The organism is Alteraquisediminimonas sediminicola, from assembly GCF_019740335.1.
Taxonomy (GTDB): Bacteria; Pseudomonadota; Alphaproteobacteria; order Sphingomonadales; family Sphingomonadaceae; genus Alteraquisediminimonas; species Alteraquisediminimonas sediminicola.
This window is the reverse complement of sequence record NZ_JAHXZS010000001.1, coordinates 835,829-853,471: the sequence shown is the minus strand read 5'-3', so window position 1 is coordinate 853,471 and position 17,643 is coordinate 835,829. Positions and strand designations below refer to the sequence as shown.

The window sequence follows — 17,643 nt, the reverse complement described above, 5'->3', positions numbered from 1 at the left end:
AAGGGGACGCGTGAATGCTCTCCCGACATCCGAACCCTTTGTGCTGCTGGACGATGCGCGTCGCCATGATGCCGCGCCTGCGCGGCTGTATCGCGGCTTTATCGGCGCGACCGAAGTAGCGGGCGGCAGCAATGCGTTGACCGCGCAGGCCGGGCTTGATGCCTTGACCCGTGTGGCGGATGCGGGTGTGTTGCAGGCCGGGTTTCTTGGCTATGAGCTGGGCGCATTATTAGAACCGCGCTTGCAGGGGTTGCGATCCGGGAGCGGGGCCGATGCGCCGTTGATGTGGATGGGGCAGTTTACCCATTGCGACGAGATCGATCCGGCGGCGATCGTTGAACTGTTGCCGGACTCGCTGGGCGCGTGGATCGGGAAGTTGCAGCCGAGGATCAGCCGCAAGCGTTATGACGAGGCCTTTGCGCGGGTGCAGGCCTATATCGCCGCCGGGGATATTTATCAGGCGAATCTGACCTTTCAGTGCGACCTGCCGGTGATTGGCCATCCGCTCGCGCTCTATGCGGCGCTGCGGGAGCGCGCGGGGGCGGGCTATGGTGGGGTTGTATGGACCGGGCGGCATTGGATTTTGTCGCTATCGCCCGAATTGTTCTTCACCTTGCATGATGGTCGCCTCACTGCCCGCCCGATGAAGGGGACAGCGTTGCGTTACGCCGATCCGGCGCAGGACGCGGCGGCGCGGGAGGAACTGGTCGCCGATCCGAAACAGCGGGCCGAAAATCTGATGATCGTCGATCTGTTGCGCAACGATCTGGCGCGGGTAGCAGTGGCGGGCAGTGTCGCCGTGCCGGACCTTTTTCGGGTCGAGAGCTATCCGACCGTGCATCAGATGACATCGACTGTCACGGCGCGGTTGCGGCCCGGTCTGGACATTGCGGCGGTGTTGCGGGCGATTTTCCCCTGTGGCTCGATCACCGGCGCACCCAAATTGCGGGCGATGGAGATTGTCGACGAGATCGAAAGCGATCCGCGCGGCATTTATACCGGGGCGATTGGCCGGATTGATCCGCTCCCCAATGGCGGGCTGGATGCGGCGTTCAATGTCGCAATTCGCACGCTCTATTTGCCAGATGACGCAGGCCATGCCAGTCTGGGCCTTGGTTCCGGCATTGTCGCGGATAGCGTGGCCGGGGATGAGTGGCGTGAATGTCTCGCCAAGGGGAGATTTGTGACGGGCGCGATGCAGCAGCCATTTGATCTGGTCGAAACCATGCGCTTTTCGCCGGATGGCGGGTTGCAGTTGCTCGACCGGCATATCGCCCGGATGCGCAAGTCCGCCCGTGCGTTCGGCTGGCATTTCGATCGGCACAAGGCACGCAATGATTTGCAGGCCGCGACTTTTCGTTTGAGTGATCCGGCGCGGGTGCGGTTGTTGCTGTCGCCGACTGGCCGGATGTCGGTGGAGGTCGGGATGCTGCCATCGGCATGGGACGGGCCGGTCAAGATTGCGGTGGCGACGTTGCCGGTGGCGAGTGCGGATTTCCGCCTTGCCCATAAAACCACCGACCGTGGCTTTTACGATCAGGCGCGGCTGGCGTGCGGGGCGAGCGAGGTGATTTTCATCGATCCGCAAGGCTTTGTGACCGAGGGTAGTTTTACGAATGTCTTCGTCGAGCGCGATGGGGTGCTGTTGACGCCGCCTTTGAGCAGGGGCGTGTTGCCGGGCGTGTTGCGGGCGGAATATCTGGCGACGGGCCGGGCGGTTGAGGCCGATTTGCGGATCGAGGATCTGGCGCAAGGACTGATGATCGGCAATGCCCTGCGAGGGTTGAACGCGGGGGTGATTATTTAGTCCTCAAGCGCCGGGCGCTTGAGGGACCAAACAAAAAACCAACGGCGCGTAGCGCCGCTGAGGGACCCATCAGCTATGCAGGAAATGCATCACATCGCCGTCTTGCACGACATAGGTTTTGCCTTCCGCGCGTAATTTGCCGGCTTCGCGGCATTTGGATTCACCGCCCAAATTGATGAAATCGTCAAAGGCGATGGTTTCGGCGCGGATGAAGCCTTTTTCGAAGTCGCTATGGATCACGCCTGCGGCCTGCGGGGCGGTTTCGCCCTTGTGGACGGTCCAAGCGCGGGCTTCTTTCGGGCCGACGGTGAAGAAGGTGATGAGATGCAGCAAATCATAGCCCGAACGGATCACGCGGGCGAGGCCGGTTTCGTGCAGGCCCATTTCCTCCAAAAATTCCATCCGCCCGGCTTCGTCCATGCCGACCAGTTCGGATTCAATGGCGGCGGATACGATCACGGCATTCGCGCCTTCGGCCTTGGCCTTTTCAAAGACCTTGGCGGAAAAGGCGTTGCCATCGGCGGCGGAGCCTTCATCGACATTGCAGACATATAGCACCGGCTTCGATGTCAGCAATTGCGCCTGTTGGAACACGCGTTCTTCGTCTGCATCATTGGGGACGGTGAGGCGCGCGGGCTTGCCTTCGCGCAAGAGGTCGAGCGCCTGACCCAATACCGATGCGGCGATTTTCGATTCCTTGTCGCCGGTCGAGGCCTTTTTCTGAAAGGCGGGAACGCGCTTTTCAAGCGATTCGAGGTCGGACAGCATCAATTCGGTTTCCACCGTTTCCGCGTCCGAAATCGGGTCGATCTTGTTGTCGACATGCTGGATGTCGTCATTTTCAAAGCAGCGCAGCACATGGACCACGGCATCCACTTCGCGAATGTTGCCGAGGAACTGATTGCCCAGACCTTCGCCCTTGGACGCGCCGCGCACCAGACCCGCGATATCGACAAATGCGAGCTGGGTCGGGATGATCTTCTGGCTGCCTGCGATCTTGGCGAGCTGATCCAGCCGCGCATCCGGCACCGCGACTTGCCCCACATTCGGTTCGATCGTGCAGAATGGATAATTGGCCGCCTGCGCGGCCTGCGTCTCGGTCAGCGCATTGAACAGGGTCGATTTGCCGACATTGGGCAGCCCGACGATACCGCATTTGAAACCCATGATACGTCCTTCTTGTCTATTTTAGTCTTTGCCCATGTGCAGGGCATATTCACTCATGAAACGGGCGTCATCGCCTGAGGCCAGCCAATCGGCTTCACGGCTGATATTGGCGAGCATGTCCGTCAAAGGGTCGATCTCGGCCTTGGCATAATTGCCCAGCACATAGCCCGTCACCCGATCCTTATGGCCGGGATGGCCGATGCCGATCCGCACCCGGCGGAAATCGGGGCCGATATGCTGATCGGTTGAGCGCAAGCCATTATGGCCCGCCGTGCCGCCGCCGGTTTTCACCTTGACCCGAAAGGGGGCGAGATCGAGCTCATCATGAAACAGGGTCACGTCTGCGGGCGTCAGCTTATAAAAGCGCATTGCTTCGCCGACGCTTTGGCCGCTATTGTTCATGAAGGTGCCGGGTTTCAGCAGGATGATTTTCTCCGCGCCGATCCGGCCTTCGCTGGTCCAGCCCTGAAATTGCTTCTTCCACGGGGTGAAGCGGCGATCGTCCGCGATCAGGTCGAGCGCCATGAAGCCGACATTGTGCCGGTGCAGCGCATATTGCGCGCCCGGATTGCCGAGGCCGACCCAGATCTGCATGGAATTTGACGCGCCGCCCCGAGATGAATGTGAAACCGGGGATGCCCCTAGCCGAGCTTGAGTGGAAAATCCAGTTTTGTGGTGAGGTGAGGCCAAACCAAAACCCCCGGCGGCAGAGCCGCCGCAAGCGCGACCGCGCGCCCGAGCTTATTGCGAGGAAAGCCAAGCGGGCGGATGCCCGCGCCCGGCGTTTGAGGGAGCAAACAAAAAAACTTAAAAATCCACCTTGTCATAATGGGGCGGCGCGGCGATGATTTCCATCTTCTCGCTCAACAACGGGCGGAAGCTGGGGCGCGATTTCAGCCCGGCATACCATTGTTTGGTCTGTTCATGGCTTTGCCAATTGATGCCGCCGAGATAATCGGCGACCGACAAATGCGCCGCCGCCGCCAGATCGGCGAGGCTGAGCGTGGGACCTGCCAGCCAGCGACGATGATCGAGCAGATAATCAATATAGTCGAGATGCTGATCGGCCTTACGCATCGCATCGCGCAGCGCATTGGCATCGGGCGATGCGCGATAGATGATCCGCTTGCGCATCCGTTCATTCAGCAGCGGGCCGGTCACATCGCGGAACATCTGAACGTCGAACCAGCTCACCAACCGACGAATTTCGGCGCGATTGGCAGCGGTGCCGGATATCATCGGCGATTTTTCGACGGTTTCCTCGAAATATTCGCAAATGACTTGGGAATCGATCAGGACGGTCTTGGAACCAACCTCGACCATCACCGGGGTTTCGCAGGCGGGGTTCAGGTCCTGAAATTCGTCGCGTTGTTCCCATGGCGATTCGCGCACGAGTTCATAGCCGACCGATTTCTCGCCCAAGAGAAGCCGGACCTTGCGCGAAAAAGGGCAAAGCGGAAATTGAAATAGCTGCCACGTCATGGCCTAAGTGTAGCGGGTGACAACGCCTCGCGTCCAGCGTCATCACCCGATAAATTACGACCGATTTGCCTGCACTATGTCGGAACTATTCAATATATTGTCGGCTTTATTCAATAACAGGCCCGATTAGCTGACCGCTGCGCCGCCTTCGATGATCGGCACGAACTGCGCGGCGGTCAGGCTTGCGCCGCCGACCAGCGCGCCATCGACATCATTGACCGCCAGCAATTCGCGGGCGTTGTCCGGCTTGACCGAGCCACCATAAAGGATGCGGACGGCGGGACCGGCAGCGCCCAGCGTTTCGTTCAACGTGGCGCGAATGGCGGCGTGCATGTCGGCGACGTCCTGCACCGTCGGGGTGCGGCCCGTGCCAATTGCCCAGACAGGTTCATAGGCCACAACGAGCTGTTCGGCGGTTGCGTCCGCAGGGATGGAGCCGCGGACCTGGCCGGTGACGATGGCGATGGCTTCGCCCGCATCGCGCTGTGCTTCGGTTTCGCCGACGCAGACGATGGCGATTAAACCGGCACCAATCGCGGCCACGGCCTTGGCCTGCACCAGCGCATCGCTTTCGAATTGATCGGCGCGGCGTTCGCTATGGCCGACGATGACGAGCTTTGCGCCAGCTTCGCTTAGCATCGCAGCCGAGATATTGCCGGTATGCGCACCCGATGCTTTTTCATGGCAATCCTGTGCGCCAATGGCGAGGGCGGGTTGCGCGGCGACCGCAGGGGCGATCAGGGTGAATGGCGGGCAGATGGCGACATCGACCTTCGGATTGGCGGCGGCGGCATCGACGATGCCCTGTAATTCAGCCAAGGCGGCCAGATTTCCGTTCATCTTCCAATTGCCGGCGATCAGCTTGCGTCGTGCCATGATGTCATCCTGTCTTACGATAAGGTGGTTCAATCTGATGCGCGCCCGCCTAGCAGTCCGATGCCCGCTCGCCAAGGGGTGGGGGCAAGGGGAGATGAAGGGGTGCGGCGTATCGGGTCACAGCATGCTTGAAGCGGCGGCAAAGGGTCTTTATGGCATGGGCCGCATTATATTCGGTTCCCGCTCGCGAAAGCCTGTCCATGATTTCCTTTTTTCGTCGTTTTACCTCTTCATGGCTGGCAGGTGCGATCCTGCTGTTGATCGCCATCGCCATTTTGGTGACGGGCATCGGCACGCCGAGCGGCCTTGGCAATATGTCGCTGCAAGGTGATTCGGTTGCGAGCATGGGCAGGCATCATGTGTCGGCGACTGAACTGGAACGCCATGTCGTCAGCCAGCTTGATATGGCCAAAAGACAAAATCCCGAACAGAATGCGGGCCTTGATATGCCGGGCTTTATCGCGGGCGGCGGTTTTGAATCGGGCTATGTCGATTATGTCACGGGCAAGGCAATCGAGTTTTTCGGTCTGGATCAGGGCATGGTCGCGAGCAAGCTGGTGCTGGATCGTCAGATCGCCCAGATCCCGGCATTCCACGGCCCGACCGGGGAGTTCGATCAACAGGTTTTCGAATCCGTGCTGGGCCAGCAGCGCCTGACCCCGGCGGATTTCCGCAAAGATCTCGCGGGTGCGTTTATTCGCCAGCAATTGCTGGTGCCGGTCGCGGGTAGCCCGCAATTGCCCTTGGGTATGGCGACGGCCTATGCCGGGTTGATGTTGGAGACGCGCAATGGCGTTGTCGGCGCGGTGCCATCGGCGCTGATGGCGGCAGGGCCTGCGCCGACCGAAGCCGAAATCGCGGCGCATTATACCAAGATTCGCGGAAGCTTTATGGTGCCGGAACAACGAGCATTGAAATATGCGGTGTTCGGCGTGGAAAATGTCCCAAATGCCGTGCCGACCGATGCGGACGTTGCCGCTTATTATAAGGCCAATGCTGCCAAATATGCCGCGGTTGAAGCGCGCACATTGTCGCAGGTCGTGTTGCCGGATCAGGCCGCGGCCAACGCATTTTCGGCCAAGATCAAGGCGGGCCAGTCGTTCGATGTGACTGCGAAAGCCGCCGGTTTTGCGCCGTCCGATACCGCCATTGGCGCCAAGAGTCGCGCGGATCTTGCCGCGTTTTCATCCGATGCCGTGGCGGCAGCGGCCTTTGCCCTGCCGAAAGGTGGCGTGAGCGTGCCGGTGCAAAGCGATCTTGGCTGGCATGTCGTGCGGGTCGATGCGATCCAGATCACGCCGGGCAAGACGCTGGCACAGGCTCGTCCCGAGATTTTCGGCAGCCTTGCGCGGCAAAAGGGCGATGAGGCGATGATCGATCTGGTGAACAAGATCGAGGATCAATTGGCCGAAGGCGCAAGCCTGGATGAGGTGGCCAAGACCTTCAATCTGACGGTGGTGAAATCGCCGCTGCTGACGGTCAATGGCCAGTCGGTAGATGGCAAGCCTGTCACGATCGCGCCTGAATTGGCGGGGCTGCTCAAGTCCGGCTTTGCGATGGGCGCGGATGACGAGCCGATGGTGGAAACGCTGACCCCGAACAAGCGTTTTGCGATGTTGGGTGTCGATCAAACCGTGCCGGCTGCGCCGCTGTCGCTCGACAAGGTCCGGCCCCAAGTGGTCGCCGATCTGATCGCACGTCGTGGTGCGGCGGCGGCGCAGAAGCTGGCGGCGAGCATTGCCGCCAAGGTCAATGCGGGTACGTCGATGGCGGAAGCCTTTGCCGCGGCGAAACTGCCTGCGCCCAAGGGCGTGTCGGCCCGTCGCGTCGATCTGGCCAAGCAGCAGAATGTCCCCGCCCCGGTGGTGATGATGTTCTCGATGGCCAAGGGTAAGGCGAAATTGCTGGCTGCGCCCAATAATCAAGGCTGGATGGTCGTTTATGTCGCCGATGTGCAGCAGGGCAATATTGCCGAAGCACCGGCGCTGATCGCCCAATCGCGCGAGGAAATCCGGTCGCAAATGGGCAATGAATATGCCGCGCAATTCGCCAATGCCGCCAAGGTCGCGCTTGGTTTCAAGGAAAACAAGGCGCAACTGCTTGCGCTCAAGAAGCGCCTGTCAGGAGCTGCCGCAGAGTGACAGAGACACGTTTTAATGATGCCGAAGCCCGTATCGCCCTTGGCAAGGGCAAGCCCGGCCTCGTCTGGTCGCGGCTGATTTGCGATACGGAAACGCCGGTGTCGGCAGCGCTGAAGCTGATGCAGCCGGGGCGTGGCGATTTCCTGTTGGAATCGGTCGAAGGCGGCGCGGTGCGCGGGCGTTATAGCCTGCTTGGCATCGATCCCGATCTGCTGTTCCGCGCGCAGGGCGAAAAGGCCGAGATCAATCGCCAATGGCAATCGGACAAGCAGGCGTTCGCGCCGGTGGCGCAATCCAGCCTCGATGCGTTGCGGACCTTGGTGCAGCAATGCCGTCTGGATGTGCCGGAGGGCCTGCCCAAGGCATTGGCCTGTCTCGTTGGCTATTTCGGTTATGAAACCATCGGGCTGGTCGAAAAATTGCCGCGTCCGGCGCATGATCCTTTGGGCGTGCCGGACATGATCTTTGCCCGTCCGACGGTCATTCTCGTGTTCGACCGGCTGGCCGACCAGCTTTATATCGTCGCGCCGATCTGGCCGGAGGCGCTGGCCGATGCGTCGATTGAGGCGGTGATCGCCTTGGCGCATGAGAGGATCGATGCAGTCGGCGCGCGCATGGCGCAGCCGTTGCTCCCGGCGCAGAAATATGCGGGCGAGCTGACACTGCCGCCGCGTGAGGCGGTGATGACGCCTGACGCCTATGCCGGGATGGTCGCAAAGGGGAAGGACTATATCCGCGCAGGCGATATTTTCCAGATCGTGCTGGCGCAGCGTTTCACCCAGAAATTCCCGCTGCCGCCGTTCGACCTCTATCGCGCCTTGCGGCGCATCAACCCGTCGCCATTCCTCTATCATCTCGATTTGCCGGGCTTTGCGATTATCGGTTCCAGCCCGGAAATTCTCGTGCGCGTGCGCGATGGCGAGGTGACGATCCGTCCTCTGGCCGGCACCCGTCCACGCGGCAAGACCGCGATTGAGGATGCCGAGAACAAGGCGAGCTTGCTCGCCGATCCCAAGGAACGGGCGGAGCATTTGATGCTGCTCGATCTCGGGCGCAATGATGTTGGCCGGGTCGCGGCGGCAGGCACGGTGACCGTGACCGACAGCTATATGATCGAATTTTACAGCCATGTGATGCACATCGTCTCGAATGTGGTGGGCAAGCTTGATCCCAGCAAGGATGCGCTGGACGCGCTGTTCGCGGGCTTTCCGGCGGGCACGGTATCGGGCGCGCCCAAGGTCCGGGCCTGCGAGATCATCGCCGAGCTGGAATCGGAAACGCGCGGGCCATATGCGGGCTGCGTCGGCTATTTCTCGCCGGATGGCAGCATGGATAGCTGCATCGTGTTGCGGACAGCGGTTGTCAAAGATGGCGTGATGCATGTGCAGGCGGGGGCGGGGATCGTTGCCGATTCCGATCCGGCAGCCGAGCAGCGCGAATGTGAGCATAAATCGGGCGCATTATTTGCGGCCGCCGCAGAGGCGATGCGCGTCGCGGGTGAAGCGGGGTTCGGCCAATGATTCTGGTGATCGACAATTACGACAGCTTCACCTGGAACCTTGTGCATTATCTGATGGAACTGGGTGCCGAGGTGAAGGTGGTGCGTAATGATGCGCTGACCGTCCAGCAGGCGATGGCGAGCGGGGCGGATGCCTTTCTCATTTCGCCCGGTCCTTGCACGCCGAATGAAGCGGGGATCAGCCTTGATCTGGTCGCGGCCTGTGCCGATGCGGGCAAGCCGTTGCTCGGCGTTTGCCTTGGCCATCAGGCGATTGGCCAGCATTTCGGCGGCAAGGTCGTGCGTGCCCATACGTTGATGCACGGCAAGACCTCGCCGGTCAGCCATGATGGCACGGGGCTTTATCAAGGCCTGCCATCGCCATTCATCGCGACCCGTTATCATTCGCTGGTGGTGGAGGATATTCCCGATTGCCTGATCGTCAACGCGACCGCCGATGATGAAATGGTGATGGGTTTCCGCCATGTGTCGTTGCCGATCCATGGCGTGCAATTCCACCCGGAAAGCATCGCGACCGAACATGGCCATGCGATGCTCGCGAATTTCATGCGGATTGCGGGCCTGCCCGTTAAAGAATTGCCGGGGAAAAATCAGGCATGACGGCTGGCGAGGCAGAGCTTCAATTCGGTGCGATGCTTGATGGCGAGATGGCGGACGATGCGATTGCATCGCTGTTGACCGCCTTGGCCGAGCGCGGCGAAACTGCCGAGGAAGTGGCGGGCGCGGCGCGGGCGATGCGGGCGCGGATGATGCGGATTGCGGCCCCTGAAGGCGCGATTGATGTCTGCGGCACCGGTGGCGATGGCCAGCATAGTCTGAATGTCTCCACCGCCGTGGCGCTGGTCGTGGCGGCCTATGGCGTGCCGGTCGCCAAGCATGGCAATCGCGCGGCATCGTCCAAGGCGGGCGGGGCGGATACGCTGGAGGTGCTGGGCCTTGACCTCGACCGCGCGGCGGATCGGGCTGAGGCATGTCTGGACGATCTTGGTATCGCCTTTCTCTTTGCCCAGAAATATCACCCGGCTTTGGGGCGGATTGCGCCCATTCGTCGCGCCCTTGGTCGGCGCACGATCTTTAATCTGCTCGGGCCGCTCGCCAATCCGGCAGGGGTGCGTCGCCAGCTTGTTGGCGTGTCCAGCCCGTCCTTGATCCCGCTCTATCGCGATGCGATGCAGTTGATCGGGATGGAACGCGCGATGATCGTGTCCGGCAATGAAGGGCTGGATGAATTGTCCATCGCCGGGCCGAGCCAATTTGCCACCATTGGATTGGGGCTTGGCGATGGCGAGATCGTGCCGGAAGATGCGGGCCTGTCGCGCCATCCTTTGGAGGCCATTCGCGGTGGCGATGCTGCGGAAAACGCGGCGGCGCTACGGCGGCTGTTGTTGGGGGAAGAAGGTGCCTATCGCGATGCGGTGCTGCTGAATGCGGCGGCGGCGTTGATGGTTGCCGGGGCCGCCCGCGACTGGCAAGATGGGGTGGAAGAGGCGCGTGAGGCGCTGGACAAGGGGCTGGCCAAGGCCCTGCTGGATTGCTGGATTGCTTTTTGATGACGACTAATGCGACCCCTGAAGTGACCTTCGCCAACAAGCTCGATGAAATCTGCGCGACCAAGCGTGGTGAAGTCGCGGCGCGTAAGGCGGTGCGTTCAATCGCCGAACTCGATCAATTGGCATCTGCCCAAAGCGCACCGCGCGGTTTCAAGGCTGCGCTTGATGCCAAGGTGGCCGCCGGGCTGCCGGGCCTGATTGCAGAGATCAAGAAAGCATCGCCGTCCAAGGGATTGATCCGGCCTGATTTTGACCCACCTGCCCATGCACGTGCCTATGAAAAGGGCGGGGCGGCGTGCCTGTCGGTGTTGACCGATGCGCCTTATTTTCAAGGGCATGAGGAATATCTGATCGCGGCGCGGGCGGCAGTACACTTGCCGGTGATCCGCAAGGATTTCATGGTTGATACATGGCAAGTGAGTGAGGCGCGGTCGATTGGCGCGGATGCGATCCTGATCATTGCCGCCGTGCTGGACGATCATCAGATGGCCGATATTGAAGCGGCGGCGCTGGCCTATGGCATGGATAGTCTGATCGAGGTGCATGATGCGCAGGAGCTTGAACGTGCGTTGAAGCTCAAATCGCGCCTGATCGGCGTGAATAACCGTAATCTCCAGACCTTCACCGTTGATATTGGCCTGTCGGCGCGGCTGGCGGCTTTGGCCCCCAAGGATTGCACCTTTGTGGCGGAAAGCGGCATTGGCGGGCATGCGGATGTGGCTGCGTTAGAGGCGCAGGGCGTGCATTGCTTCCTCGTCGGCGAAAGCCTGATGCGGCAGGCGGATGTCGAGCTTGCGACCCGGCAGTTGCTGACCGGGGCATGACCAAGCTCACCCATCTCGACGCGCATGGGGCGGCCCATATGGTCGATGTGTCGGGCAAGGCCGTGACCAGCCGCGAGGCGGTGGCCGAAGGCTGGATCGATATGTCGGCGGAGGCACTGTCGGCCATTCGCGATGGCGCGGTAAAAAAGGGCGATGTGTTGGCGACCGCCCGCATTGCCGGGATCATGGCGGCGAAGAAAACGAGCGAACTGATTCCGTTGTGCCATCCGCTGCCGATCACCAAGGTCGTGATCGAGTTGGAATTGGTCGGACAAGGCGTGCGGGCGCAAGCGACCGTGCGGACCAACGGCCAGACCGGGGTGGAAATGGAAGCGTTGACAGCGACTTCGGTCGCATTGCTCACGATTTATGACATGGCTAAGGCCGTAGATAAGGCGATGACGATCCGCGATATTCGATTGTTGACCAAGACCGGCGGCAAGTCCGGCGATTGGCAGCGGCCAGAGGACGCCACCGGGGCATGAGCCTGTTGCCGGTAGCCGAGGCGCAGGCGCGATTATTGGCGCTGGGGACTATATTGCCGCAAGAGCGCGTGCCGTTGATGCAGGCGGTCGGGCGCTGGGCGGGCGCGGATGTGGTGGCGATGCGTCATCAGCCTGCCGATGATCTGTCGGCGATGGATGGCTATGCGATCCGCTTCGATGATCTGCCCGGGCCTTGGCGCTTGGTGGGGGAAAGCGCTGCGGGCGCGCGGTTTGCGGGGGAAGTGGCACCGGGCGAATGCGTGCGGATTTTCACCGGGGCGACGATGCCTGAGGGCGCGGACACGATTTTGATACAGGAAGAGGTTGGGACGGAGGGCGCGACCGTCACCCTGACCGGCGATGCGCCGCACCGTTATGGCCTGCATGTGCGGGCCAAGGGGGCGGATTTCGGGCAAGGTCGGGCCGTCATTCACAAGGGCGAATTGTTGAATGCAGCCCATATTGCGCTGGCGGCGATGGCGGGGCATGGCTCTATTCCTGTGGCAAGGAAGGTGCGCATCGCGTTGATTTCGACGGGGAATGAATTGGTGCAGCCCGGCCATCCGGTGGGGGCGGATCAATTGCCCGGTTCCAATGGCGTGATGTTGCAGGCCTTGCTTCATGGCCTGCCATGTGAGGTGATGGACAAAGGGATCATCCGCGATGACCTGTCGGCGATTGAGGCGGCGATCCGGGGATGTGCCGATGCCGACATCATTGTCACCACCGGGGGCGCTTCGGTCGGCGATCATGATCTGGTGCGGCCTGCGCTCGCGGCGGCGGGGGCTGAAATCGATTTTTACAAGGTCGCGATGAAGCCGGGCAAGCCGTTGATGGCGGGGCAGTTGGGCAAGACCGTCGTGCTGGGTCTGCCCGGCAATCCGGTGAGCGCGTTTGTGACGGCACAATTATTCTTGAAGCCTTTGGTCGCGGCCCTTTCCGGCGCTGCCAATCCTGCGCCGGATCTGGTGTCGTTGCCCGTGGGGGCGGCGCTGTCGCCCGTTGGAAAACGCGCGGAATATCTGCGCGGACATTGGGATGGGCGGGTGGTGACGCCGCTTCGGGTGCAAGATAGCGGCGCGGTATATGCGCTTTCTCAGGCCAATGTCCTGATCTATCGCCCGATAAATGATGGAGCGATGGAGGCCGGGGCGCAGGTCGAATGCCTGTTATTGTGATCGACGTTCACCTGCTTTGATCTGGGCGCGGCATCATGCTAAGTGCGCCGCCATCATGACAGACTATCAATCTTCGCTCCTCAAGCTGCTTAATGAGCGCGGCTATATCCACCAGGTCACCGATGCGTCCGCGCTGGATGCACAGGCCGTTAAGGGGATTATCCCCGGCTATATCGGTTTCGATCCCACCGCGCCGTCTTTGCATGTCGGCTCCTTGGTCCAGATCATGCTGCTGCGTCGCCTGCAACAGGCCGGGCATAAGCCGATTGTCGTGATGGGCGGCGGGACCGGCAAGATCGGCGATCCGAGCTTCAAGGATGAAGCGCGCAAGATGCTGACCGAAGAGGTTATCGCCTCCAACGTCGCGTCGATCCGTCAGGTGTTCGAGCGGTTTTTGACCTTTGGTGATGGCCCGAGTGATGCGGTGATGGTCGATAATGCCGAATGGCTCGATAAGCTCGAATATATCCCGTTCCTGCGCGATGTCGGCCAGCATTTCTCGATCAACCGGATGCTGAGCTTCGATTCGGTGAAGCTGCGGCTGGATCGCGAGCAATCGTTGAGCTTCCTCGAATTCAATTACATGATCCTGCAAGCCTATGACTTCATGGAATTGTCGCGCCGGTTCGGTTGCCGATTGCAGATGGGCGGTTCGGATCAATGGGGCAATATCATCAACGGCATCGAACTGACCCGCCGGATGGACGGGATCGAGGTGTTCGGCGTGACGACCCCGCTCATCACCACCGCCGATGGCGGCAAGATGGGCAAGACCATGTCGGGCGCGGTCTGGCTGAATGAAGCGAGCCTGTCGCATTATGAGTATTGGCAGTTCTGGCGGAATACGCAGGATGCCGATGTGGGCCGGTTCCTGCGGCTGTTCACCGATCTGCCATTGGATGAAATCGCACGGTTGGAAGCGCTGGAAGGCGCAGACATCAATGCAGCGAAGATCGTATTGGCCAATGCCTGCACCGCCATGTGCCGGGGCGAGGATGCGGCGCAGTCCGCCCAAGCCACCGCCAAGGCCGTGTTTGAACAGGGGTCTGCGGGGTCGGATCTGCCGACGCTGGATGTGTCGGGCGGCAGCATCGCTGTACTGGACGCATTGGTCGAACTGGGGCTGGTTGCCAGCAAGGGCGAGGCCAAGCGCCTGATCAAGGGCGGCGGCGCGCGCGTCGATGGCGAGAAAGTGTCGGATGAGGCGCTGGTGATCGCGATGGGCGGAGCGGATGTAAAAATATCGGCGGGCAAGAAATTGCATGGGATTTTGCGCGGCGTTTGAGTGGAAAATGGGGGAGGTAATCCCCATTTGCGCCAGATCAATGCGTGTGCGCCCCGGATCATGTTGGGGTGCGGGCCATAACGATATCAAGATCACCGAGGAACGATAATGAGCGAAGAGACCCAAACCAAGCCGATGACCCCGTTTGAACGTTTGGGCGGCGCGCCGGTGATTGCGGCGATCGTAAATGATTTTTACGACCGCATGGAAAGCGACCCGGCGTTCAAGGAGCTGCGCGATATGCATGCGCCGGACCTCACCCCGATGCGCGAATCATTGACGGGCTATCTGACGGCATGGAGCGGCGGGCCGCGCGATTGGTTTGAACAGCGCCCCGGCGCCTGTGTCATGTCGGCGCATAATAAATTGCCCACGCCCGTCACCCAGGCGACCGCCAAGCAATGGATCGCGGCCATGGGACAGGCGATTGAGGCCCATCTCGGCCATGATCAGGCGCTGGCCAATTCGATGCTTGATGCGCTGACCCAGATGTCGATTGGCATGGTCCGCAGTTAAGCTCATACTCTTAAGTTCCCGCTCGACTTTGGGGGGCGAGCGGCGGTAAACGACAATCGTGACTGAAACATCGCCCCCCCCTTATCGCGTGCTTGCCCGGAAATACCGGCCACAGCGTTTTGTCGACCTGATCGGGCAAGAGGCGATGGTCCAGACCTTGGGCAACGCGATCAAGCGCGACCGCATCGCCCATGCGTTTTTGATGACCGGCGTGCGTGGGGTCGGCAAGACCTCGACCGCGCGGTTGATCGCCAAGGCATTGAACTGCATCGGCCCGGATGGCGAGGGCGGCCCGACCATTGACCCATGCGGTATCTGCGAACCTTGTCAGGCGATTGCCGAGGGGCGGCATATCGATGTGATCGAAATGGACGCCGCCTCCAATACCGGCGTGGACGATGTGCGCGAGATTATCGAGGCCGTGCGCTATGCCGCCGTGTCGGCGCGCTTCAAGATCTATATTATCGACGAAGTCCATATGCTGACCAAGAACGCGTTCAACGCGTTGTTGAAGACGCTGGAAGAACCTCCCGCCCATGTGAAGTTCCTGTTTGCGACGACCGAAGTGCATAAATTGCCGGTTACGGTGTTGTCGCGCTGCCAGCGGTTCGACCTGCGGCGGATTCCTGCGGATATGCTCGCGGATCATTTTGCCAAGGTGATCACGGCTGAGGGCGTGGATGCGGAGCCGGAGGCGCTGGCGCTGATCGCGCGGGCGGCGGAAGGGTCGGCGCGCGATGGCTTGTCGATCCTCGATCAGGCGATTGCCCATGGGATTGAGCAGGTGACCGCCGATCAGGTGCGCGAGATGCTGGGTTTGGCCGATCGCAATGCGATCCGCGATCTGTTCGGCCATGTGCTGGAGGCGGATGCGGCGGGTGCGCTCGATGGCTTGCGTAACCAATATGATCTCGGGGTCGAGCCGACCAATGTACTGCGCGGCCTGTTGGAAATCGTCCATGCGGTGACCCGCGCCAAATCGTCGCACCGGGTCGATCCGGCCCAGTCGCTGGAAGAGCGCGCGATCTATGAAGAATGGGCATCGCGGCTTGGCTTTGCGGCATTGCATCGGCTGTGGCAGTTGCTGCTCAAGGGCTTGCAGGAAGTGATGACCGCGCCCTTGCCTTATGAAGCGGCGGAAATGGCGCTGTTGCGCGTGATCCACGCATCGAACATGCCCGATCCGGGGGAATGGATGCGGCGTCTGGCATCGGGTGAGTTCGGTAGCGCGGTTGCCGCGCCTGCGGGCAATGCGCCTGCACCTGCTGCGCCCGCGATGGCCGGGGCAACGATGGCCGGAACAGCGACGGTAAGCGTGACGATGGTTGCTCCCCCTGCGGAAATCGTGCCCGAAACCGCCACTATTCCGGCAAGCTATGCCGAGTTGGTGGCCACGCTGGAATCTGCGGGCAAGATGATTATCGGCGATAAATTGCGCCGCGAATTCGGGGTGGTGCGCTATGCGCCACCGGAACTGGTGCTGCACGGCAAGCCGCGCGCCGCCGACCGTGAATTTTTGCCCACACTGATGACGGCACTGAAAGCGCTGACCGGCTTGGTGTGGGACGTGCGCGAAAGCGACCTGCCTGCCGAGCCGACGCTGGCGGAACAAGAGCAAATGGCCGAAGAGGCCGCGCGTCAAGCCATTTTGGCCGACCCGTTAGTGGCAGCGGCGTTGCATGCGTTTCCGGGGGCGGAACTGATCGACCATCATCCTTTGAAACTGCGGAGTGCATGACGTGCAAAATCTCGATGATATCCTCGCTATGGCGAAGAATGTGCAAGACGAACTGGCCCGGGCACAGGCTCAATTGGACACGACCGAGGTCGAAGGCCAATCGGGCGGCGGTCTGGTGAAGATCAAGGCGACGGCCAAGGGGCGCATCCTCGGGATCGACATTGATCCGAGCCTGTTGCAGCCGGAGGAAAAGCAGATGCTCGAAGATCTGCTGATTGCCGCCTATAATGATACACGTGCCAAGGCGGATGCCGTGGCCGGGGCCGAAATGAGCAAGATGTCGGCCGGTATACCGTTGCCGCCGGGCTTCAAACTGCCGTTCTGAGACCAATCATCGATTGGCCTTTAAGTTTAATCCGATTAAATTGGGTGACAAATCAGCTTTGCGTGCATAACTTGCGCGCCAGTATGGTTGCGTGCGGCGGCTGGGATCGCTTGGCGACAAGCTACCTGCGACCATCAATCTTGACAGCATGAAATGCGGGGGAGAACGACTTTGGCTAAATTTTTTGGCAATCTGAATGCGGTGCTGGCAGCGGGCCTGCTGCTTGCGATCGTGGTAATTGCGGGCATCGGTCCGAACGGCGAAACCGTGCCGGCGATCTTGCGCTGGGCGCATCTCGTCTTTGGCGTGATGTGGATCGGCCTGTTATATTATTTCAACTTCGTCCAGATCCCGACGATGCCGAAAGTGCCGGCTGAATTGAAGCCTGCGGTTAGCAAATACATCGCACCGGAAGCGTTGTTCTGGTTCCGTTGGGGTGCTGCTTTCACGGTGCTGACGGGCCTGATTATCGCCATTCAGGCGGGCTATGCCCATGACGCCTTCACGCTTCAGCCGGGTTATCAGCTGATTGGCATCGGCATGTATATTGCGCTGGTTATGGCGTTCAACGTGTGGTTCGTGATCTGGCCGGCACAGCAGAAGGCCCTTGGTCTTGTGCCAGCCGAAGATGCCGTGAAGGCCGCAGCCGCAGGCCGTGCGATGATCTTCTCGCGCACGAACACCCTGTTGTCGCTGGCGATGTTCTACACGATGGTCAACGCCAATCTCGGCTGATCCTTTGGATCGCCT

17 protein-coding genes are annotated in these 17,643 nt (G+C 60.9%); 13 read left to right on the top strand and 4 right to left on the bottom strand.

Features of this window, described 5'->3' with window-relative positions:
• Nucleotides 1-10 precede the first annotated feature (10 nt).
• A complete protein-coding gene (gene pabB, locus K6117_RS04225) occupies nucleotides 11-1,807 on the top strand; it encodes an aminodeoxychorismate synthase component I (protein ID WP_343211739.1) in 1,797 nt (598 codons plus the stop codon).
• 69 nt (nucleotides 1,808-1,876) lie between these two features.
• Here pabB and ychF read toward each other — a convergent pair whose 3' ends face one another.
• The 4 genes from ychF to tpiA all read right to left on the bottom strand — a co-directional run bounded on the left by ychF (nucleotide 1,877) and on the right by tpiA (nucleotide 5,332).
• Nucleotides 1,877-2,974, bottom strand: a complete 1,098-nt coding sequence (gene ychF, locus K6117_RS04220) for a redox-regulated ATPase YchF (RefSeq protein WP_221792461.1) — start codon at nucleotides 2,972-2,974, stop codon at nucleotides 1,877-1,879.
• A 21-nt stretch (nucleotides 2,975-2,995) separates the two neighbouring features.
• Entirely contained in the window at nucleotides 2,996-3,568 is a 573-nt protein-coding gene (gene pth / locus K6117_RS04215) for an aminoacyl-tRNA hydrolase (RefSeq protein WP_221792460.1), read from the bottom strand.
• Nucleotides 3,569-3,781: 213 nt separating this feature from the next.
• Entirely contained in the window at nucleotides 3,782-4,456 is a 675-nt protein-coding gene (locus K6117_RS04210) for a glutathione S-transferase family protein (RefSeq protein WP_221792459.1), read from the bottom strand.
• A 126-nt stretch (nucleotides 4,457-4,582) separates the two neighbouring features.
• Nucleotides 4,583-5,332 (bottom strand): triose-phosphate isomerase, encoded by a 750-nt coding sequence (tpiA, locus tag K6117_RS04205; protein ID WP_221792458.1) that lies wholly within the window; start codon nucleotides 5,330-5,332, stop codon nucleotides 4,583-4,585.
• 200 nt (nucleotides 5,333-5,532) lie between these two features.
• Here tpiA and K6117_RS04200 point away from each other — a divergent pair, with 200 nt between their 5' ends.
• The 12 genes from K6117_RS04200 to K6117_RS04145 all read left to right on the top strand — a co-directional run bounded on the left by K6117_RS04200 (nucleotide 5,533) and on the right by K6117_RS04145 (nucleotide 17,628).
• Nucleotides 5,533-7,473: a peptidylprolyl isomerase gene (locus tag K6117_RS04200; RefSeq protein WP_221792457.1), complete on the top strand. Its 1,941-nt coding sequence runs from the start codon at nucleotides 5,533-5,535 to the stop codon at nucleotides 7,471-7,473.
• Nucleotides 7,470-8,993: an anthranilate synthase component I gene (gene trpE, locus K6117_RS04195; protein ID WP_221792456.1), complete on the top strand. Its 1,524-nt coding sequence runs from the start codon at nucleotides 7,470-7,472 to the stop codon at nucleotides 8,991-8,993. Before K6117_RS04200 ends, trpE begins: the two co-directional genes overlap by 4 nt.
• Entirely contained in the window at nucleotides 8,990-9,592 is a 603-nt protein-coding gene (locus tag K6117_RS04190) for an anthranilate synthase component II (RefSeq protein ID WP_221792455.1), read from the top strand. Before trpE ends, K6117_RS04190 begins: the two co-directional genes overlap by 4 nt.
• Complete coding sequence (trpD, locus tag K6117_RS04185) at nucleotides 9,589-10,542, top strand: anthranilate phosphoribosyltransferase (protein WP_221792454.1); 954 nt, start codon at nucleotides 9,589-9,591, stop codon at nucleotides 10,540-10,542. The genes K6117_RS04190 and trpD overlap by 4 nt, the downstream gene beginning before the upstream one ends.
• Nucleotides 10,542-11,366, top strand: coding sequence for an indole-3-glycerol phosphate synthase TrpC (gene trpC, locus K6117_RS04180; RefSeq protein ID WP_221792453.1), 825 nt, complete (start codon nucleotides 10,542-10,544; stop codon nucleotides 11,364-11,366). Before trpD ends, trpC begins: the two co-directional genes overlap by 1 nt.
• Nucleotides 11,363-11,851: a cyclic pyranopterin monophosphate synthase MoaC gene (gene moaC / locus K6117_RS04175; protein WP_221792452.1), complete on the top strand. Its 489-nt coding sequence runs from the start codon at nucleotides 11,363-11,365 to the stop codon at nucleotides 11,849-11,851. The genes trpC and moaC overlap by 4 nt, the downstream gene beginning before the upstream one ends.
• Nucleotides 11,848-13,029 carry a molybdopterin molybdotransferase MoeA gene (locus K6117_RS04170; protein ID WP_221792451.1) on the top strand — a complete coding sequence of 394 codons (1,182 nt, stop codon included), beginning with the start codon at nucleotides 11,848-11,850 and terminating at the stop codon, nucleotides 13,027-13,029. Before moaC ends, K6117_RS04170 begins: the two co-directional genes overlap by 4 nt.
• Before the next feature lie 55 nt (nucleotides 13,030-13,084).
• A complete protein-coding gene (gene tyrS / locus K6117_RS04165) occupies nucleotides 13,085-14,314 on the top strand; it encodes a tyrosine--tRNA ligase (RefSeq protein ID WP_221792450.1) in 1,230 nt (409 codons plus the stop codon).
• A 108-nt stretch (nucleotides 14,315-14,422) separates the two neighbouring features.
• A complete protein-coding gene (locus K6117_RS04160; protein ID WP_221792449.1) occupies nucleotides 14,423-14,830 on the top strand; it encodes a group II truncated hemoglobin in 408 nt (135 codons plus the stop codon).
• Nucleotides 14,831-14,888: 58 nt separating this feature from the next.
• Nucleotides 14,889-16,568 (top strand): DNA polymerase III subunit gamma/tau, encoded by a 1,680-nt coding sequence (locus tag K6117_RS04155; RefSeq protein ID WP_221792448.1) that lies wholly within the window; start codon nucleotides 14,889-14,891, stop codon nucleotides 16,566-16,568.
• Nucleotide 16,569: 1 nt separating this feature from the next.
• Entirely contained in the window at nucleotides 16,570-16,893 is a 324-nt protein-coding gene (locus K6117_RS04150; protein WP_221792447.1) for a YbaB/EbfC family nucleoid-associated protein, read from the top strand.
• Between the two features lie 171 nt (nucleotides 16,894-17,064).
• Entirely contained in the window at nucleotides 17,065-17,628 is a 564-nt protein-coding gene (locus tag K6117_RS04145; protein WP_221792446.1) for a hypothetical protein, read from the top strand.
• Nucleotides 17,629-17,643: the final 15 nt, after the last annotated feature.